The organism is Mycobacterium sp. 236(2023) (assembly GCF_029623955.1).
Lineage (GTDB): Bacteria > Actinomycetota > Actinomycetes > Mycobacteriales > Mycobacteriaceae > Mycobacterium.
This window is the reverse complement of sequence record NZ_JARSBP010000009.1, coordinates 177103-196699: the sequence shown is the minus strand read 5'-3', so window position 1 is coordinate 196699 and position 19597 is coordinate 177103. Positions and strand designations below refer to the sequence as shown.

The window sequence follows — 19597 nt, the reverse complement described above, 5'->3', positions numbered from 1 at the left end:
GTAGCGACGAACCGCGCCACCGAGCCCTGCCTCAGATGCCGAACTGCTCCTTGATGGTCTGCGTCTGGAAGTGCTCGACGATGATGCCGACCAGCGGGATCGTGCCGGCCAGCAGGACGCCGACGGTCTTGGCGATGGGCCAGCGCACCTTGACGGCGAGATTGGCCGTGAACAGCAGGTAGACGAAGTACACCCAGCCGTGCACGACCGCGATCCACCCGAGCGAGTCGTCATTGAAGCCGTACTTCATGACCATCTCGTAGCAGAGGGCGATGAGCCACAGACCTGTCGCCCAGGCCAGCACGCGGTACCCGGTGAGGGCTTTACGGATGGATTCGACGGGGGTGATCGGGGCGGGGGATTCGGGTGCGGTCACGTACCGGTTCCTCTACTGGTGTTTCTGGTTGTCGGCGTCGGCATCGGCTTTGGCGAGCTCGGCCAGGTAGGCGTTGTATTCGCGCAAGGTCGGGTCTGCATCATCTGCGGCGGCCGCCCTGGGACGTTCGGGCAGCAGCCCGGCGGGAATCTCGGAGACAGCGTCCTGTGGACGAAGCTCGGGTGGGGCCTCTTCGTAGCGGACGAACTTGAAGTACGCATACACGCAGAACCCCGCGAACAACGGCCACTGGAGCGCGTAGCCGAGATTCTGGAAGCTGCCCGACGTCGACTCGTAGCGGGTCCACTGCCACCACGCCAGTGCGAGGCAGCCAGCCGCGGCAGCGATCATCAACAGGATGAGCGCCGGCCTCCTACGCCGTGTAGTGGACACCGGTCAACGGTACCGCGCGATCTTTCGGTCCGATGAATTCGTCCGGCCGGGCGATGAAGTGCTGCTCACCGGAGTCGGACTTCGACAGATTGCGGTTGATACGATCACAGCCGTCGCGGGCGTGGCGCAATTGGCTGACGCGCGGGCTTTAGGTGCCCGTGTTCGAAAGAACGTGTGGGTTCGAGTCCCACCGCCCGCACCATAGAGTGCTTACTGCAATCACCGCGTGAATTGACAGCCTGAAGCAGGTCATCGACGAGCGCAACAGAACCGCCGGATTCAAGTCCGGCGGTTTTGTGATTCTTGAATGCTGCGAGCGCAGCGCTTCTCGCGATGGCGGGGTCACCCGTCTCGTTGTGGACCTGCCAGCCGGTGTCGGCGGCCAGCATTTCGGCAAGTGGTGAGGTCACTTCTTCTCCGGTCACCCGCTCGGTATCGATGAACAGATACTTGAAAATGGCCTGGTTGAGTCGGCGGCGCGTCTGGTCGCTGGCAGCCATGTACAAGCGGTGAGGGTCCTCGAGCAGTCGGAGGCAGGCGTCGAGGTACTTCTCGGCACCGGGCAGGTCATCGACGACGGTTTCCAGTTGCTCCTGAAGCTCCTTGCGGCGGCGATCCACATCGCGGAGCCGCTGCTGGATCTTCTCCTTCGCCAGCTCGCCAGCCGCTGCCATATCGAGCAGATTGTCTTCCTTCACGTCGAGCTGCTTGAGCTGCTTGGTGAGGTCATTGCGCAGTATCCGCGAGGAGCTAGCGCTGTCGTTTAATACCTGACGCATCGACTTGCTGAGCGCCTCAATGAAACCCGGCGTAAAGCGAAGGGTTCTGTAGTGATCTTCGATCGCCGCCTCAACGAGATCCAGATTGCTATACGGAGCGTCACAGTCGTGCGTCTGCACGCCTCGGCAGAAGAAGTACCTGTACTCACCGCCGTGGCGACCGGTTGCCCTCTGGATGATCATTCGTCGGACAGTGCCTGTCTTCGCGGCGCACGCGCCACAGAAGAGGGTGCCCTTGAGATAGTGATGGTTCCGCCGACGCCTCTCCCCGGAGTATCCCCGTGCATCGAGCAGATCCTGAACGCGGTCGAATAGCTCTTGATCAATGAGCGGCGGATGGCGCCCCTCAAACGTCTGCCCCTTGTACTTCACGAAGCCGAGGTAGTACGGATCTTTCAGCATGGCGGCAACCTTGGATCGAGAGATCGGACCGGCAGGACGTACCCGTGTGGCACGCGTGGTGAGGCCCCGCTCCTTGAAATCGTCGACAATGTTCTCGATACTCGCGTCACCATCGGCGTACAGCTCGAACGCTCGTCGAACGAAGGGTGCCCGCTCGGGATCGATTGCAATTGAGCGAATCTCGCGCCCTTCTACACGATCAATGGTGTTCAAGTACCCGAGGGGAGCGACGCCCAGGGTGCCGCCCTTCTTAGCCTTCTCGCCCATCTTGTAGGCGATATCCGCGCCGTCCTTGGCTGAGCGGTACTCGTTGAAGGCCGCGAGGATGCCGTGCATCAGCTGCCCCACAGGGCTGTCATCGACACTCTCGGTGGCCGAGATCAGCGTGACACCGCGCTTGCGGAGGTCCGCCATGACGATGGCGTCGTCGATACGGTTGCGAGCCAAGCGGGAGAGTTCGTAGACTATGACGAAGTCGATATCCCTCTCGCGCCGGATACGCTCGAGCATTTGCTGGAAAGCAATTCGTTTAGTCATCTCGGTGCCAGAGCGACCAGGCTCGACGTACTCCCCGATGATCTCGAGGTCAAGCTGGCCGGCCTTGCGTTCGCACGAAACGCGCTGGGCTGGGATGGAAATGCCCTCCGGGTCGTAGTCGGTGTTTACCTGTCCGGAGGACGACACGCGGAGATAGAGGACGGCCCGGTTGCCGGGACGCTCGACCGCTGTGGCCTGGTGTGGCTTCTGTTCCCGGGGTGAAATGACAGGCTGTCGCGTAGACGTATCCAGATACGCGCTTGGTGTCTGTGTAGCCGCGGCGTTCTTCAAATCCATTGTTGCGCCTCCCTTCTGAGATCGATGTATGTGGGGCGACGGTGGCCCCTAATTTTGTATGTCTGAGATTAACTCTGCTTGGCGATACTTCCGATAGTTGTCACGATGCGGAATTTACATCTGCTGCAGCAGAATTGGGTGTTGAGAATGGATGACAACTAACGCGTAAACACGTGCAGCCGACCATGATTCGGAATGACCTCCCAGCCCTCCCGGAGATGCCACCCGATAGCTTCACGATCGATCGAAACGAATTCTTCGCAACCGAGATCTCTTGCCAAAGAGTGAATCTTCCTCTCCCACTCAACAACGTCGGTCATACCGTCGAGAACGCCATCGAAGTCGAAATAGCTGCCGCAGTAGTGGATCTTGAAGTGTTCGAGCGCCTCGTCATCAACAGGATCAACATCGGGTAGTCGGAGGTAGGCGTCAAGGGCGTCGCCGTTTGTAGGGACATCTATCCCCCCAGCAGACGGCGGCAGGGCGCGAGCAGCGTAGATAACGAGCCACGCGCACCAGCGGCGAAGCCCGGAGGTCAGCTCGCCGAAGGCATGGACGTCAAGACATTCGGTGCGCAGGGCAGGGGCGCTGATCGAGCCGATCTCGGCGAACTGCCGGATGGCGCTTTGAACCCCGGATCCCAACTGGTCACTGATGCAAAGGGCGATCGTCTGCGCGTCCTGGGTTGTCACAACGGTATCTATGTCGCCCGCGGCGTCGAGCCGTCGGCTGAGGAGTTCGGTCTGAGCGAAGCTGATGGGCAGTGTCCACTCCGGTGGGTCGATCTCGGGAAGCGCTTGGTTCTCTGGTGGTTGGTTGTGGTTCATGTGTTTCCTCCTTTCGTTTGATTAGCTGATGCCGGCTTCAGGATCGGTAAAGATGCCCGGGAGTGGAACTGCCTCTGGCCCTTCGTATGTGGTCATGGTGTCGATGAAGCCATCAAGGGTGCGAAAACGGAAGATCTGGCGAGGGAGACCACCGCTGGACACGATGTCCTCGAGCTCGCGGACGCGTTTGAAATCGGGGACAACCCAGAGCACAGTCGGAAAAACCTCGTGCTGTGCCTGGTAGGCGCCACTGGCCATATACCGGACGTAGGCCTGGCACTTGCGTAACAGCTGTGGGCCGTGTTCGCGGCCGCGATCAGCCTCGATAAACCAATGCTGTTCGTAGTCCGCATCTGTGGCGATCACATGGAGGTCAGGGCGCAGCCACTGTTTGGCGCCGTAAGGGCCGCTAAAGACGCGCCAGGCGCGCCGTTCCACCGCCAGATAGGCAATGCCCCAATCGGTTTGTATGCGGGAGTTCTCGCGCAATTGGACTCCCAGTTCGGCAACCATCAGGGTGTGGTTGACGAACGTTGGGCCGGGTTCGCTGTAGCGCCGACGGCTAGGGTCACCACGAATCGCCCGTAGGTAGGTATCGCCCGTTGCGGCCAGTTGCCAAGTGAGGCCTGAACTTCCTTGCCGTACACCGCCGATGCGCCGGGCAAGCGTGCTAACGAGACCGTGACCGTTGAGGCGCCCCATGACGCGAGTGCAGGCACGGGTGGCCGCGCTGATCGTGGCATGTCCGTCCGTGAAATGGAGCCGTTGGATCTGCCTAGTCGTGAGAAGCCGGAACTCCTCGAGGTCATGCAGGATGCGCAGATCACGGTCGCTGAGCGCTTCGGTCAGGTGGGAAACAATGCGCATCATCTCCGCTATCTCCCTCGCCTGCGGATAGTTCGGCCCAGCCACCCTGTCGGCGTCTCGGGACCGCTGATCCAGCGGTCAGTCCCCTCCAAGAAGGAATGAGTTATACGGAAGGTGCTGCGGGAATGAGAAAACGTGAACAACGTGACCGGACGGGCGACGGGAATAGCTGAATCTGTCATCACATCGACTCCTCCTCTGCAACATAAGCTTTCGTCTGAGACTGTGTTCGCTTCTTTCGGCCAACTGGAATGTCTTGCGGCCCGTATGAAGTCTCGGAGCCCGAACGAGTTTGACTAGCGACTGAGTTCGGTGCGCCACCGTAGAGTTCGCGGCTGCGGCGTCGGATGGCGTCGGCAAGTCCCGTCTTCTCCGGCGGGGGATTGGTGGCGATGGTGCACCAACCGGAGGGCTCGCCCGAGACGACGGCGCGAGCGTAGGCGTGATACTTGGGCAGCAGCTGGAAGTCTTCGGCGTCGAGACCTGGAGCGAGTTTTGCCATGGCTGCGGCGTCGCCGGCGCTTTCGAGTCGAAATATCAACTTGTTGCGGGCGTTGCTATCGATCGCATCGGCGAGCTCTTTGGGCAACTGACTCCGCTGCTGATGGGCGAGTACCCATCCGACTCCGTATGACCTCGATTGACTGAGCGCATCCCCGAAAGACGTCGGAAGGTGGATGAACTTCTGGCATTCATCAACGATCACGGTGCCGGGCCGGTCCATCGGGTTGTTCTCGTTGCCGCGCTCCTGTGCGGCCTGCCAGGCTTCGGCTACGATAAGCGATCCGAGGAGTTCGGCCGTGACGGGCCCGATAAGCGCATCGTTGAGCGGGACGAGAACAATCTTGTTCTGGCGGAATATGTCTCGCAGCCGAAAGCGCGGAGCAGATTGGCCAAGAATGTTCCGGGCAGCGGGCCGCAATAGGTACCGTCGCAGCTTGTTCATCGGAGCGGCGATCATGGCGGACTGGGCGCCGGGACTCATGTCGTCGTAGGCGGCCCAGAAGCCGGCCAGTACCTCGTCTGGCCGCGCCTGGGCCAGCACTCGCTGGCGGAATGCTGCATCGGTGAGAAGTCGTGGCAGATCGACCAGGGTGTAGGGCTCGGGGCGTTGTTGCCCTGCTCGGGCAAGGGTCAGCAAGCTGGACAGGAAGATATCTTCGGTGCGTGGCCCCCACCCGTCGTGAAAGACGGCTTTGAGGGCCGACAGCAGACAATCGACCAATACATCGGGGTCGCGGTCGCCAGTGTCGAGGCTGTTAAGACCAGGCGGCATTGGCGAGGCTGGGTCAAAAAGCACGACGTCATCAGTGCGATCTGCCGGGATGCATCGTTCTACAACGTCGTCGATCAGCTGTTTCTTGGGATCGATGATGAGTAGAGGCCTTCCGGCGGCGACATCGGCTTTGATGAGTTGCAGCAGCGCCGTTGACTTCCCGGAACCGGTCGGTCCCATGACAATGGTGTGGAGCAGCCCGTCACGCGGACTGATGCCGATCGGAATGTCGGTGCCGGGCAGTGCCGTTCGCCCAACGATTCGAGCCGGTTCCTGCGGCGCGATCGTTGGAAGCAGCAGGCGTGGGTGGATCGGCGGTACCCCAGGAAGGTCGTTGTCGCTGATCGGCCAGGCGATCAAGCCCGAGAGTTCGTGAGGGGCGAGGCGTTGGCGCCAACGTCGTGGCGGAGTCGCCGCGTTCAGATGTGCGGGTTTGCCTCGGTATGCCTTAAGTCGCACGCCCGTGCTGCGCGCTGTCCCTAGTGCGCCAGCCAGGTTCGCGAGCAGTTGGCGCCGTCTGGTCGGGTTGGCAGTCGTCGCTCCGATGCGGATTGCTACAAGAAATCCGTGGTGGGCGACGCGTTCCTCAACTTGGGTTCGGGTGGCGCCGGTCAGCGGCCGGTTTCCGCGAGAGAGGCGATTTAACGGTGACTGGTGTGGATCTGACGCATCACTCCGCACATGACGGCCACCGCGGCGCGGGCCCAACACGAACTGCACCGCCAGGGTGTCACCGTCCTGAAGCCGCACTGCCAACGCGGACAGCACAGCGATCGTTGCGGCGACGGGGTCGTCAGACTTGAGGGCTACGGAGTCCGGGACGAACGCGAGATCGGCTGCTGCACCGCACAGCGGTCTGTCGATAACCTCCGGCTTCGCGCTGATGGTGACACCCGGGAGCAGATCGTGAAGTGTTTGGTAGAGCCAGGGAATTTGAGGCGCATGGACGGCCACCAGGTGCGCCACCCCCGCCGTGGTAGCCCGGGTCTCCAGCACCATCCAGGGGCTCAGCGGGTCGGCAGCCATTCGCGCCAGCAACAGCAGAACCCGTGTTGGATCGAGCGGGCGCGGTAGCCATAGTCGGTGGAAGACGACTCCGGTTTCGGGCGTCATAGGGCAGCTCCCGGCTCGCCTTCTGGAGGCTCGGGTTGGTCATAGGAGGCCGCAGCGTCGGCTTCGACTTGGGCAGCGGCCAGTTCGGATGCCAGCGCCAGTAGCGCCTTTGACAGACGCCTCGGGTCAGGCGGGTCGTGACGGACGCCATGGACGCGGATTGAGCGGTCGCTGTTTTTGCGGTACTTGCGCTTTGGTTGGGAGCGGGCCATCACTTGCCTCCTTTCTCGTGGGTGACGGTCGGAAATGCCAAACCGGCACACATCCCAAAGGCGGCGGCGATACTACTTCTATGCGCTCGAACAGACGGGCTGTCAATGGGAATTGTCAATTCCACAACGGAAGCCATCGGACTTTGCGTGTCGCCTGTGATTAGAAAGCGCTCTGTAACTGACGAATTCACCACGGTTTCCTCCATATCCGCCAGGCGATGACGGCCGTAGCAATCCCTCCGCCCAGTAGCAGCATTCCGAGCACCCAGTACCAAATGGCTTGCAGCAGGTCAACTGCCACCGAAAGAGCGACGACACCAAACAGAATCAACAGGCAGGCATTGAAGAACCACTGAACCGGATTGCTTGGAGGCGAGCTATTCATGGGCGCACTCCGCCCGCCCTACCCTGAAGCCTGTCGGACGGGACCGGGTAGCCGGGAAGGCTTACATCCGAGGCGATTTGGTTGCCCCAGGCGTCCCATCCCGGTTGGCGACGACGTGCGAACAGCTCGAGGTACGGGCCTTCGCTGATGCGCTCAATGACCGCGTACTGCTCCTCGGGCTTGTGGCTGTGCTCCTGGAGGGGTGCGAACATCCACGTCGGCTGGGCGCGAAACTTGACCGGTGCGTGACCGCGGGTACCCAGGATCAGGTGCTCGGTGGCGTTGCGCAGATAGTTGCCGAGTCCCAGCCGCGGCTTGATCCAGGTCAGCGGAGACCGCGGTACGAAGCCCCACGCCTCGAGGACGTCGTACCCGGCACGCAGGGTGGCGTTGGTGACCCACAGCCAACAGTGCGCATCAGGTGCGGCCAGGTCTGCGACGGGCATGGCCTTGATGTGATCGAGTGGCATCACCGGGTAGTGCTTATCGGCACCCCGCCCACCCTGCTGCTGGATGTCCCAAGGCGGGTCAGCGAGGATTGTGCGGTACTGCGGGACCTTAGTCATAAGTAAGCCTCCTTGGACGACGGCGGAGTGCTGGTCGGCGTGAGGAAGCCGAGGCTGCGGGCAATCTCCCGAGCTGTGGCGGTCACAGCGGGTACTGCCACGCTGTTGCCGATGAGCCGCATGGCGGCGCTATAGGACTCTGGGAGCTCGAAGTGGGACGGGAAGCCTTGCAGTGCCAGCGCTTCGTGCGGTGTCAGACGGTGCACTTGGCCGTCGACGAGGTAATGCGCCCAGTTGAACTTCTGGCCGTAGAGCTTGTCATGGCCAGTGGCCATGAGGGTCCGGCTGACGATGCGCTCAGAGTCACCGCCGAGGATGTCACTCAGGGTGGTAGACAGCGGCTCTGGCTCCGGGAACTCAAACGGCGTCGACGGATCGCGGAACCCCACCATGAACAGGCGTGGGCGCAGTTGCGGGAGCCCAAAGTCGCAGGCGCGGACGATTTTTGGATGGAGTGAGTAACCGAGGTCGTCGCAGAGCACCGATCGGATGGCCTCGTACGTGTAGCCGTCGTCGTGGCGCAGCAGGCCTTTGACATTCTCCAGGAAAAACGCGGCAGGCCGCTTGGCCCGCAGGATTCGGGCGACGTCGAAGAAGTGGAGACCTCGGTCGTCGCCGAAGCCGCGGCGCTTACCCGCGACTGAAAACGGCTGGCACGGAAAGCCTGCTGTGAGGACGTCGTGATTGGGCACAGCGGCGGCATCGACCTTGGCGATGTCACCTGAAAAGTGATTGTCCGTGAACAGTTCCGGCGACTCGGCGCAGAAGTTGGCTTCGTAGACCCGCCTCGCGGTTGGGTTGTTCTCGCAGGCGAAGACGCAACGGGCGCCGATTCGGCGGAACGCTTCGTGGAATCCGCCCATGCCTGCAAACAGATCGATCATGCGTAGCTGCTCGGGAGCGGCGGTGCCGATACGATTGCCGTCGTTCGGGACGATTCCGGAGACGGCTACGGCCCGGTGGCCAAGCCGGTTGAGTCGGGCAATACTGCGGGGGCCGCTCGGTAGCGACCGCCGTTCATCCCGACGTAGGAGAACAAGTTCTGTAGATAACATTTGGGCGAAGCTCCTTTCTCCCAGTGATTTTGGGTGCACGTAAGACAGGCATCGACCCGTGTGGTGGCGAGGTCATGCCGATGTGCGGTCTGGGTGTGTCTTGACTTAACGACGAGGCAGCGTGGCGCTCAATCGTCGTTCCGGCCGACCGGTCGGGCGATCGGACACGCGACCGGACACATTGCAGTGGGGGTCAGATTGTGTTTTCTGGCAGTGGGTTTCGCGATTCACTTCTGTTGTGAAATTCGCAGCGATGAGGGTGCTCGTAAGGCTGTGCGCGTCAGAGGAACGGCGCCTCCTGCCTCTAAGCGTCACGCATCTGCTGCTGAGCGATGGCGAACGCCACTGCCAGCCTACGAACCGACAGCGCCGCTTCTGCGTCGATGCCGTCGAGGTGGTCCTGGAGCGCTTTCTCCTCTAGTCGCCGCTCACGCCAACTGGCGATGAGCCAGTCCAGCGCCAGGATCGCGGCACAGTACGCGCCAAACAGGACCGCCCACAGGAGCAAGAAGTTCAGGAGCGATGCGAGGAATGGATCGCTCACGTCGGCCACCGCCCGATCCACTCCAGTACGGCACGCGCGAGCGAGGCGTTTAGGTTGAGCACATGGATACTGCTGGCCGGAGCGCTGTCGACATGGCGGGTCGCGATGATGTGCAGGTCGTCCTGGAGTGCCGCGACGCACTCAAGGACGTCGTTGAGGACGGCACTGGCAGCGTCGAGTTTGTCGCCGGGTGGCACCGACGGAGATGGAGACGGTGTCGTGGTTCGCTCGCGAGAATCTGCAGCGGTCATGGAACTTGCTCCTCAGTACGCGAATCGGGCGACTTCGGCGGCGGCGACCAATGCAAACTGGTCGGCGATATGGTGCATCCGGCCCGTCGTTGTCGGATCCCCATCTGACTGGTGCTGGGCTTCGCGGGAGATCATGCCCACCGCTTGAATGCCAACGTTGGCGACATAGGCCGCGGCATGGAGACGAGTGGCGGCGACGATGCCGCGGGCGACTTCCTTGTTGGTGGCGTGCATCAGCTCTTTGCCCTCGGTGCGGCTGAAGCCATCCGGGATCCGCTCTACGACTCCGGACTTGAACCGTGATGCGGGGACGTTGTTCATGACGAGAGACCTCCTTAGTTCCGCTCTGTTGCGGTGGTTCCAGGCTGTCGTCCCGTAGCGTCGCCGTCACTGACACAAAACTGACAGGCAGGCTGGCACACGGGTGGCAAAGCTCATAGACCCTGTCCGTGATCGCCTCGTGGAGGAACTGCGTGCGATCCGGCGGATGCCCGATGTGCCCACGGTCGAACGCCTCAGTGGACAGAGTGAGCTGATTGAAGCGCTTGGCATGGGAGACCTGCAACGAGCCTGGGCCAGACTCGAGCGGCTTCGCGAAGAGAATGGCGCCGATCCCAAATCGGATATCGGCGCCTTTTTCTATCTGGCTGGCTGGGGTATCGGCGGGTATAGCCTCGATCAGCGGAAAAGCCAGTATGCCAACGATTTCCATTGTGATGAGCGCACCGCACTCCGGCGGGGTGACCGCGGAGCGGACAAGCTCGCGACGATTATCAGGGACCGAGCTGAGACCAACAGGCCGTGGGGTTTCGTGAGTGTGTTCCAGTCCGGCGACACAGTCGATTTCATCGTCCGACTGATGATGGCTTATGAGTCGTGGAGGCCAGCGGAGATCCGATTAAACGGTGACGATGTGTCCGAGCCCGTATTCACACTCCGCCCAAACCCGGACGTTACCGGGGGTTACTACTACGAGCTCGTTGCGGACGGGGTGCAGCTCGATACAGGCCCTGAGGGGCAGGAGGTTATGGCCTCGATTGTCGTTCACTGGCCGATGCCAGTGTGGCCGACCTGGCAGACAATGACCCGCATCGCCGACCCGAGAGTGTGGGTGCGAACACGGACTTTCCGAGACCGCGGTATCGAGGTTTGGTTGGAGTGGTACGACGGATCGAAACGACGTGGGCCTGACTCGTCACGAAGCGCGACGAGTGGTCTCCGGGGGTTAGACGCAGGAACGGACCGATTGGTCGATGAGCCTGAGTGCTAGCAGGAATGCTCGTTGGCGCCAGAGCTGCGGCAGGTTCGCTGAAGTTGCGACTCATAGCCAATTGGTCGCTATGATTTGATGAGATTGTGGTGCGTCACAATAGGACCGGGTCATCTTGAGGGGGAGATAGCAGCCGCGGAGCACTGTTGCTATGTTTGTGTTGCTTGGGAGACGACGAGTCGCCAGCAGGGAACAATCAAAGCGAAACTGACCCTACCACCTCGATCCTTCGTATTGAAATGGAACCAATCTCAATACGATGACGCCGACTTCCATGCGGCATCGGCTAACTGGAAACGTCACAAGATTATGCAGCGGTCGAATGAAATAACCGGCAACAGATGTCGGCCACATTGGAAGTATAAATCACACTTGCTCCGACTTTGGTCTCGCGGCCCGAAACTCAAGCACTCCGAGGAGGTTTGCACGTGGGGATCGATATTTCTATATTCCTATCCGGCGCCCATAGCGGACCAAATCCATCACCTGCGTTAGGAACGGCTTCCGCGCTGAAGTCCATGTGGCCAGAAATAAAGGTCCATGCAGTTGACTATTCAAGCCGATCTACCGGACTAAGTTCGACGATCTTTGATGACACTCATGTTCTCCCGTCCTGGCAGGACGTTTCCCCCGAGGGCGCAGTCCGTAACCTGAAGGGGCTTCTCGACCTTCACAAAGGGATTTTTATCTCAGGTCTAGATGTCGAAACGGAGCTCATCTCTCGAAATAGGCGGGCAGATGCCCGATTCATTGTACCGCCGGCAAAATCACTTCATTTGGCACGAAAGCCCGCAGCAGTGTTCGCTCAGCGTCTCGGTATGCAAGTACCTCCAACTCTCGCATTGAAGTCGAGGTCTGAGATTGAACACTTCATTGGTCGACACGGATACGATTTGTGGGTGAAGGGGCCGCGGTACGAGGGCTACCGCGCGTCGAATCCTATAGATCTTATTGGTGCGATCCACCGAACCGTGGAGCTCTGGGGCGATAACGGCGTCATCGTTCAGTCCCATATCGACGGCGCAGAACGATCGATTGCCTTCTGCGCTGCGAACGGTCTACTCCTGGACGCGTGCGTTATGTACAAGACACATGTCACTGATAAAGGTAAGACATGGGGCGGGGCTGTCAGAGAAGTCCCAGCCCCGCTCTTGGAGCGTGTTCGAAGGCTAGCACGCGAGCTCGGCTGGAGCGGCGGCTGTGAACTCGAATTCATACATGCCCACGACGGGACCGACTTCCTTATCGATGTGAACCCGCGATTCCCGGCATGGATTCACGGCGCAACGTTTGCAAATAAGAACCTTCCTGCGCGGCTCGTATCTCATTACACAGGGCGGAAGTTCGATCTTATATCCCGCCGAACGCGTCAGTTCGTGCGAATAGTGCTTGAAGCTCCGTCAAAATACTCTGTTGAAGAGGTTATAGATCAGGCAAAGATGACGGTTGAGTTAGCAAGCAAGTTCCACCCGTCCGATATGCCCGCGCTCTCGAGGCATCTCAACTACGGCCCCGCCGCGCAGTCTCGCCGCGCAGAAATCGAACTTGAAGGCAGCCAAGTAGATCGCCATTTAATTGCGGCGATTGATGGATGCGGCGGAATGCAAACACCCCTCCGCATCTTTATAGGTGCAGAGATCGAGTCACGAGCGGATGCGCTGAACAGCGTAGTAGACCGAGTCTCGATGTCAACCGGAATTCCGATCTCTTTGACCTACTCCGTAAAAACAAATCCCGACCATCGAGTGTTGACCATCTTAAGCGGGCGAAACTTTGGTGCGGAAGTAATTTCGCAGCCCGAACTAGGCGCGGCAATACATGGCGGATTTTCGGAATCTACCGTGACATTAAATGGACCAGCCAAGTTCTGGCCAAATCTTGATATTGCTTACAATAAACATCTTGGCGCCATTTTCGCAGATACGGTCGCTGAGCTTGTACAAATAGTAGCTATGCTTAAGGAAGGCTCCATTGGCGCAAAAATAGTTGGCATTCGAGTGATGCCGCCCGGTCTGAATTCCCGGTTTGGCATTGATTTGTCTGACCGAAGAGAATTCCTAGCGGCTGTTAGGGCGCTAGCCCTACTTGAACGCGAGGATATCGCAATACACTTTCATCATGCTGCAAGCGTTATTGGCGCTCCGAAATGGACAAGCGAGGTGTCGGCCGCATTGATTCTAGGCCGCGCCTTAGCCGCTGCCGCGCACAAAAAGATCACTTGCGTCGACTTAGGGGGAGGCTGGTCGCGATCGGTGAGTGCCCACGTCTTAGAAACCGCTCTGGTTTCCGCCCTCGAACCCAAGCAAGCTCGTGAATGGTCCGTACAGCAGGTGTTCCTCGAGCCGGGAAAGTATTTAGTAGAATCGTCCATGGCCATTGTCTCAAGGGTTATCTCCATCCGAACGATGAGTGGCGAAAGATGCGCCGTAGTTGATGCCTCCATATCTGAACTCCCTGACCCGTCGAACCGGTTCCGCAATGTGCTGCGTAAGCGCGCAGACAACGGACGGTGGGAGCCGCTAGAGTTCGGTCGCGGTTGTCTTCTCGGGAGGCTCTGCATGGAGCACGATATTCCGGCAATAGGCCTCCGTATCCCCGCTGATCTTCATCCTGGCGATTTTGTAGCGATTCTAAACACCGGAGCATACGATGCAAGCATGAGCTTCGATTTTGGAAAGGGTGAAGTTGGAACGCGCTGAAGTGCCGGAGCCAAGCCATATAGTCCATCATAGAGACTGCAATGAGTGCAGCTCCATGCTTTTATGGTTCAGTGCCAGAGCGAGAATTTACGAACGATCGACTATAACTGATTCAGTTAGCTGGCTACGAGATGTATTCGAATGGGGTCCGGTAGAGTGGCCGGTGTATTGGTGTGATCTGCCTGGCACCGAGACGATCGATTGCGGAGTATTCGCCGCCCTCTGCAGACAGGCCCTCGAAGCGAAGGGTTTAACCGTTTTACCAGGCCAAGTGATTCAGAAGGTTACTTCGGCGGAAGTGGAGAAGTGGACAGCGATCTGGTCGAGGAGTGCGAATCGCGAGTTGCGGTGGATTGTGGGCCCATCGCACGTCTATCACGAGATACTGTTCGTACGCGCTCCTGATGATCGGTGGTTGGCCTTCGACGCTACGGAGATGATATTCATCTCGGATCGTCATGAGAATAATCCGAAAATAGAATGCGTGCGATTGGCGCCGATTCCCAATAGCGGCGTTACCGGCATAGCCTGGGGCTCCCTTGATCTGCCGCCTTCGACCTGGGTTCATCTCCCAACAGGGAGGACCCTTGCTGAAAACTTTAGTGCAGTATGATATCCGGCGATGCTCCGAGAATTGCTATAGTCCATCCAGGTATCTATACGGATAAGAATCCATATTATTTTCCGCCATGGGGCGCACTTGAAGTCGCAGATACACTCAGGGTGTCCGGTTTCGACGTAGGTGTTTACGATTGGAATGGTGTTGAATTAAAGTCCGCGGTTGATGATCTCTTCCGCACTTTCTCGCCAAATGTCGTTGGCTTCACGACGAAGCTTGGGATGGCTGCGCGCAGGTTTCGGGACGCCGTCCAGCTAATAGGCGCGGGGGAATTCGAGTCGCTGATCGTAGCAGGGGGACCGCTAGTTAGCGCTTTCCCCACGCCGACGCATCCGCTTTGGGACGGGGTAGATGTGCTTATCGCCGGCGATGGCGAAGATGCAATGAAGAATTGGGTCACTGGGGGCATGCGCGAGCGCGGACTGCTGCCTCGCGTAGAAGCCGCGAACTTTGGCGCTACGGCGATACCTACCTGGTGGGATCCGGTGCGCCAATATATCAGTGCAGCAGAAAATTGGCCTGGTATCGATCGACCAAGTGTCCATGTGTCTGCCGCCAGGGGGTGCACTCGGCGATGTACGTTCTGCTATTTGAATAACCACCAATCGGAGACCCGCTACCGGTTCGTTCCTGCTGATCAATTATTCGAACAATTGGTAAATTTCAATTCAATCTATGGTGCAAGCGGATTCTATTTTGTTGACGACTGCTTTCTCGACCGGAGCCGCGCGCGGTTAAAGGCATTCATACAAGTTAATGAGCGGAATGACTTTCCGTTTCGATACGGGGCCGACGTACAACTTCCGGATCTAGAAGAGCCCGGACTGCTAGAGGATATGTATCGGACTGGCTTCCGCTCACTGTATGTCGGGATTGAGGCTGCCTCGTCGGTTGTTCGAAAACGGTTGGGGAAGGGATCTGTTCGGTTGCCGATACCGGCGCTGCTCGACCGATGCAGAAGTCTAGGGTTTAGTGTCCGAGCCTCGGTAGGTATTGGCTGGCCAGGAGAGACTTACGGGGAGATGACATCGACCGTTGACCTTGTTGAAAGCGTGCCGGACCTCATGTTTGATGCGTTCCGCTTCCTTCCGATCCCAGGCTCGCCTCTGGGGGATCAATTGCTTGCAGAGCGGTCTAACTACAAACTCTTACGGCGGGACGAGTTGCTAGAGCATGCATTCGAAGACTATTCTGTATATAATCAAAACTGGTCGAGCGTCCCGGACGATTTATTCGATGCACTCTGGAGTCGATTTACCCGTATTGAATTAGGACGCCACATCTCTCACTTCTCGTAACGGGTGCGTTTCGATTGCTATCTGGGCGAATCCAAAGTGTGACGCGAGCGCCTCGCTTGCGCGTAAAATATGAGAACGAGTGAACTGCGTAGTAGCGCCTGTCCATGGGTCCATGACCGAAACGAGTCTAGAATTGACTGATTTGGCGTGAACAAAATGAGGGATGTGAATCGAACTCCGGGTCAAGATACCTGCGTCTACATATAAGGATGCATCAAGAATATCGCTATGAGTTATCATCGCGGAAATATTTCCGTACCTCGCACAAATCCTGTCGTTCCCCGAATATTTGACTAACCAAGCGTTCATTTCTTTTGCGAAATGCCTATTCTGAACGTGAACGTCAATAATCGCCTCGTACAGTTCCGTAAAGCCAGCTACTACGGCCGCGGTGTAAGTGTCTCGTATGGCCGCGAAGCCAACTGTCATAATGTCGAGCTCATGCTGCTTGCTGTGCGGTAGACGCATACTGAAGAGCAGGCAGGTCGGTAGGCATCCTTCGGCTGTTTCTTGGACATATTGGGTTTTATGCATGACATACTTCTTCATTCTATAAATATAGATTAGCATATATCGCATGCTCAGTCGATCGTCAGCCAAAACATATGAAATCATCTGCAATAGGCATACTTTTGCCGTCTCCGCGCCTCCCGAAATGGCGCGCGGGTCTTTCATGCCATGGGATCAAGTTGGTCGTGGATCACGCAATCTGCGTTCGCGGCGCTTGGGGCTGCGGCTATTTATAAGTAGCATTGTCAGTATGGTGAGTCGAACAGCCCCGGTGAACATAGGCGTTTCGCCGCTGACTACGATCCGTGCTTTATCTGAAGAGCATATTCCGGTAGTGGTCGCGGGATCGGGCTCCTTGGCGGAGCTTGCTCAATTCGGCCCGCCTTATTGGCGACCCCGCAGCACATCCGAATTACTGCGTAAGGTCGCGGCGACCGCCGGTCCGCAGCTGAGCAACGAATACAGCTTTGTAGTTGAGATCTCTGGCGGGTCGCTCGTCGCTGAGTGCTCCCTGCATGCGATTGATTGGCGTAATGGTCTGGCCCAAGTGGGCGTCTGTGTGTGGTCACCAGACAATCGGCGACAGGGGTATGGGCGTACAGCCGTTCAATTCATAACCGATTGGGCTTTCGGCTATCTCGGGCTGGCGCGATTGGAGGCGTGGATCGTTGATGGGAACGAACCGTCGCTCGAACTATTCAAGCGGCTCGGGTTCGCTCACGAGGCGACGTTGCGAGACCGGTACCTCCATGCCGGCGTCAGACGAGCGATGCATGTATTGGCGTTGACGTCACCCGTCCGTCCATAGTGGGCGCCCGTTCCTGGATATATGCACTGAACTGGTCTTTTGCTACAATAGTCACAAGCATGACGCGAAAGAACCGCTCCTCTTTAGCATTTCGTCTCCGTAAGACTAAAGCGGCGTTCTTAGCTGTAGCCCTCACCTTGTCCGGCATTCTCCTCATCATGCTCAACGGCTGGTTTGTTGGTACGGACCTCGGTTTCTGGAGTTGGATCCACGCACTTCCGTTGGCCGAGCTTGGCGGAACCCTCTTCGGCGCAGGCCTTCTCGGGACTTTGTTCGAGTACAGCCTTCGCAAGGATCAAGAAGAAGCGACCGTCGAGCAGTTCCGGGCGATCATCAAAGAACAGGCGCCGGCTATGCGTGATGCCGTAATTGAAGGCTTCGCTATCCATCCAGAAGACTTGAAGCGCGTTGCAAATCCCGAACTGCTCGACAACATCGCCTCAAACGTCATGAGCCTGCGACTTGGCGATGAGCAGTTCGCCCGGGAGATCTATCGTGATATCCGCGACCAAGCAATCGGCGCGCCTGAACGCTGGTACGACGTTGAGGTTCGGGTGCGGCTTTCGAACGCGCCCGCGCGAAATGTCAGCGGGACTCCACTTTTCGATGTGGTCGTGGAGTGGGAGTACACCACCATCCCGTCGGGGCCAGTCCGCCGGTTCGCTTGTGTCTCCGATCGGGACGAGTACAACGATCTGCGTCTGGATGTACCGGCGACGTCCGCGTGGATGATGGTGCCTCGTCCAGGAATGGACGCCAGCAGCCGTGAATTCTATGAGCTGTTGGAGCTGACCGTTGATGGCGAGGCGCAAGCGATCCGACGCACTGCGCGCAAGACGGGTCAGACCTACTCGGTCCACCTTGGTCCGGAGGCGTTGTCTGGCAATCCCGTTCGCATCCGGCAGGTGTTCCGGACGGTGACACCGACGTGGGGGCACCGGCTATTCTTCGAAACGCCACAGCCGGCGCGCGATGTTTCGCTGTCTGTCGACTACACAAATACGGATATCGCTCATATGCGCGTTAGCGATACCGTTGGTGCGTTGGTGCCGCCGCGCATCTCACAGATGCCAAGTTCGGTGCCGGGGCGAGTTATCGGCATTGAGGTTCCCGGATGGCTGATGTCTAAGGCCGGCTTCGCGCTCACGTGGACCCTTGACTCAGAACTGCCTCGCGACGAGCGTCGCGAGGCAGCCTGATCGATCAGATTGGTGGTCTTACTCTCCGCCGCTCATGCACACCTCCCTTCGCGTGCTGGTGTTGACCGACGCTACTTATAAGTATGTAGACGTTCAAGTAGCGGGACGGAAGCGTAAGCGCCGCTATGGAAGGCGAGCTGCAGCGGATCGTCGGGCGAAACCTGCGCCAGATTCGGCTGGACCGCGGCTACAGCCAGGAAGCGTTTGCCGACTACATGGGTGTACACCGGACCTACATGGGAGCTGTAGAGCGCGGTGAGCGCAATCTGACGCTTCAAACTCTGGAGCGAATTGCGGATTTTCTTGAGATCGATCCGCGCGAGTTGCTCAACGCAGATATGACAATGTCTGGCTAGGAGTGTGGGCCATACTCGCCGAGTGGCAATTGGCGAGTATGCAGGGATCCAGCTTCAGGACGAGAAAGGCACATGGCAGCACGGTGCTGTGTTCTTGTTGCGGAAGGCGGCAAGGCGATCATGCTCCGTACTGCTAGACGGCTGGCTGACCACGGTGGCCGCGAAGCAACGCTTCGTAATTGTCCGCGGCCCTTCGACCGCGACCAACTTCGGCACGACACTAACCGAAGCGTTGAACGCAGCGAACCGTTCTCTCGACTACATGTCGGTTACGGGCATGGCTGATTGCGCGATCCGCGACGCGTCCGATGACTGCTTAGTGTGGTGGCCCGACTCCGCCGAAGGTGGTGTCGTCATGAGATGTCGGGCTACTCAGTGGTTTGGCATGGATATAACCATGACCGCTGAAGTCAGGAATTCAGACGGGACCCTGCGCCCCTCACCTCCGCCGCCCACTCCGATCGCCGACGACGTGTTCCGGTTCGTGCGGACGTGCCGGACATCCGATGACTTGTTCGATGCGTATCGGAATTTGTTCCTCGCGTTCGAGTCGCTCCTTAGCGATATCCGTCCGCGGCGACAAGTTGCTTCAGCCCCGCCCAATCAGAGGTGGTGGCAGTGTAGAAAAGCTGCAGCGCAACATAATTCGATGAAATGGGAAACGGAAGAGTCTTGGTTCACTGCTGCGCTGGAGGAGGCGCACAAGCTGGTGAGCCTTGAAAGTTTGACACCGCCGAACGTGACGAACCACAGGAAGTGGATCTACAAGCATATATATCAGAGGGAACGGTCGGCACTAATGCACGCGAAGCGAGGGCAGGGCTACCTGCTCCCGCATGACGCTGCCAGCAAGGCGGAGCTGACCGAATCGCTTGGACGACTGTGGGAATACGTCGCCTGTCAGTTCCGGTCGGAAAGTGAGCAGGTGTTTCCGGTCGAAAAGTGAGCACCCTTCTGA

The 19597-nt window shown here is 58.7% G+C and carries 21 protein-coding genes and 1 tRNA gene; 11 read left to right on the top strand and 11 right to left on the bottom strand.

Annotation, left to right across the window (positions count from 1 at the left end):
• Positions 1-31 precede the first annotated feature (31 nt).
• Both P9A17_RS29075 and P9A17_RS29070 read right to left on the bottom strand, forming a co-directional pair.
• A complete protein-coding gene (locus P9A17_RS29075; RefSeq protein ID WP_278042238.1) occupies positions 32-376 on the bottom strand; it encodes a DUF3817 domain-containing protein in 345 nt (114 codons plus the stop codon).
• 12 nt (positions 377-388) lie between these two features.
• Positions 389-769, bottom strand: coding sequence for a hypothetical protein (locus P9A17_RS29070; protein WP_278042237.1), 381 nt, complete (start codon positions 767-769; stop codon positions 389-391).
• Between the two features lie 115 nt (positions 770-884).
• On the opposite strand from P9A17_RS29070, the gene P9A17_RS29065 reads away from it, so the two are divergent.
• The 4 genes from P9A17_RS29065 to P9A17_RS29050 all read left to right on the top strand — a co-directional run bounded on the left by P9A17_RS29065 (position 885) and on the right by P9A17_RS29050 (position 2709).
• Positions 885-971: transfer RNA gene (locus P9A17_RS29065), tRNA-Leu, on the top strand.
• A 307-nt stretch (positions 972-1278) separates the two neighbouring features.
• Positions 1279-1536: a hypothetical protein gene (locus tag P9A17_RS29060; RefSeq protein ID WP_278042236.1), complete on the top strand. Its 258-nt coding sequence runs from the start codon at positions 1279-1281 to the stop codon at positions 1534-1536.
• 63 nt (positions 1537-1599) lie between these two features.
• A complete protein-coding gene (locus tag P9A17_RS29055; protein ID WP_278042235.1) occupies positions 1600-1863 on the top strand; it encodes a hypothetical protein in 264 nt (87 codons plus the stop codon).
• 417 nt (positions 1864-2280) lie between these two features.
• Positions 2281-2709, top strand: coding sequence for a hypothetical protein (locus tag P9A17_RS29050; protein ID WP_278042234.1), 429 nt, complete (start codon positions 2281-2283; stop codon positions 2707-2709).
• 233 nt (positions 2710-2942) lie between these two features.
• Here the strand turns inward: P9A17_RS29050 and P9A17_RS29045 are convergent, their stop codons facing one another.
• The 9 genes from P9A17_RS29045 to P9A17_RS29005 form a co-directional block, all read right to left on the bottom strand.
• On the bottom strand, positions 2943-3611 hold the full coding sequence (locus tag P9A17_RS29045; RefSeq protein ID WP_278042233.1) for a hypothetical protein: 669 nt from the start codon (positions 3609-3611) through the stop codon (positions 2943-2945).
• A gap of 21 nt (positions 3612-3632) precedes the next feature.
• The gene (locus P9A17_RS29040) at positions 3633-4481 is read right to left on the bottom strand and encodes a replication-relaxation family protein (protein ID WP_278042232.1); all 849 of its coding nucleotides are present in this window, start codon (positions 4479-4481) and stop codon (positions 3633-3635) included.
• A 178-nt stretch (positions 4482-4659) separates the two neighbouring features.
• Positions 4660-6867, bottom strand: a complete 2208-nt coding sequence (locus P9A17_RS29035; protein WP_278042231.1) for a type IV secretory system conjugative DNA transfer family protein — start codon at positions 6865-6867, stop codon at positions 4660-4662.
• Positions 6868-7266: 399 nt separating this feature from the next.
• Positions 7267-7464, bottom strand: coding sequence for a hypothetical protein (locus P9A17_RS29030; RefSeq protein ID WP_278042230.1), 198 nt, complete (start codon positions 7462-7464; stop codon positions 7267-7269).
• Positions 7461-8030 carry an MT-A70 family methyltransferase gene (locus P9A17_RS29025; protein ID WP_278042229.1) on the bottom strand — a complete coding sequence of 190 codons (570 nt, stop codon included), beginning with the start codon at positions 8028-8030 and terminating at the stop codon, positions 7461-7463. Before P9A17_RS29025 ends, P9A17_RS29030 begins: the two co-directional genes overlap by 4 nt.
• Positions 8027-8914 (bottom strand): DNA cytosine methyltransferase, encoded by an 888-nt coding sequence (locus P9A17_RS29020; protein WP_278042228.1) that lies wholly within the window; start codon positions 8912-8914, stop codon positions 8027-8029. The genes P9A17_RS29025 and P9A17_RS29020 overlap by 4 nt, the downstream gene beginning before the upstream one ends.
• Before the next feature lie 475 nt (positions 8915-9389).
• Positions 9390-9629, bottom strand: a complete 240-nt coding sequence (locus P9A17_RS29015; RefSeq protein ID WP_278042227.1) for a hypothetical protein — start codon at positions 9627-9629, stop codon at positions 9390-9392.
• Entirely contained in the window at positions 9626-9880 is a 255-nt protein-coding gene (locus P9A17_RS29010) for a hypothetical protein (protein WP_278042226.1), read from the bottom strand. The genes P9A17_RS29015 and P9A17_RS29010 overlap by 4 nt, the downstream gene beginning before the upstream one ends.
• A gap of 12 nt (positions 9881-9892) precedes the next feature.
• On the bottom strand, positions 9893-10201 hold the full coding sequence (locus tag P9A17_RS29005; RefSeq protein ID WP_278042225.1) for a hypothetical protein: 309 nt from the start codon (positions 10199-10201) through the stop codon (positions 9893-9895).
• A 103-nt stretch (positions 10202-10304) separates the two neighbouring features.
• Between P9A17_RS29005 and P9A17_RS29000 the strand changes: the two genes are divergently transcribed.
• The 7 genes from P9A17_RS29000 to P9A17_RS28970 all read left to right on the top strand — a co-directional run bounded on the left by P9A17_RS29000 (position 10305) and on the right by P9A17_RS28970 (position 19585).
• Positions 10305-11150 (top strand): hypothetical protein, encoded by an 846-nt coding sequence (locus P9A17_RS29000; RefSeq protein ID WP_278042224.1) that lies wholly within the window; start codon positions 10305-10307, stop codon positions 11148-11150.
• 899 nt (positions 11151-12049) lie between these two features.
• On the top strand, positions 12050-13849 hold the full coding sequence (locus P9A17_RS28995) for an ATP-grasp domain-containing protein (protein WP_278042223.1): 1800 nt from the start codon (positions 12050-12052) through the stop codon (positions 13847-13849).
• A gap of 609 nt (positions 13850-14458) precedes the next feature.
• Positions 14459-15766, top strand: a complete 1308-nt coding sequence (locus tag P9A17_RS28990) for a radical SAM protein (RefSeq protein ID WP_278042222.1) — start codon at positions 14459-14461, stop codon at positions 15764-15766.
• Between the two features lie 577 nt (positions 15767-16343).
• Positions 16344-17084, top strand: a complete 741-nt coding sequence (locus P9A17_RS28985) for a GNAT family protein (protein ID WP_347403866.1) — start codon at positions 16344-16346, stop codon at positions 17082-17084.
• 59 nt (positions 17085-17143) lie between these two features.
• Positions 17144-18283, top strand: coding sequence for a hypothetical protein (locus P9A17_RS28980; protein WP_278042221.1), 1140 nt, complete (start codon positions 17144-17146; stop codon positions 18281-18283).
• Positions 18284-18408: 125 nt separating this feature from the next.
• Complete coding sequence (locus P9A17_RS28975) at positions 18409-18639, top strand: helix-turn-helix transcriptional regulator (RefSeq protein WP_278042220.1); 231 nt, start codon at positions 18409-18411, stop codon at positions 18637-18639.
• Positions 18640-18661: 22 nt separating this feature from the next.
• Complete coding sequence (locus P9A17_RS28970) at positions 18662-19585, top strand: hypothetical protein (RefSeq protein ID WP_278042219.1); 924 nt, start codon at positions 18662-18664, stop codon at positions 19583-19585.
• Positions 19586-19597: the final 12 nt, after the last annotated feature.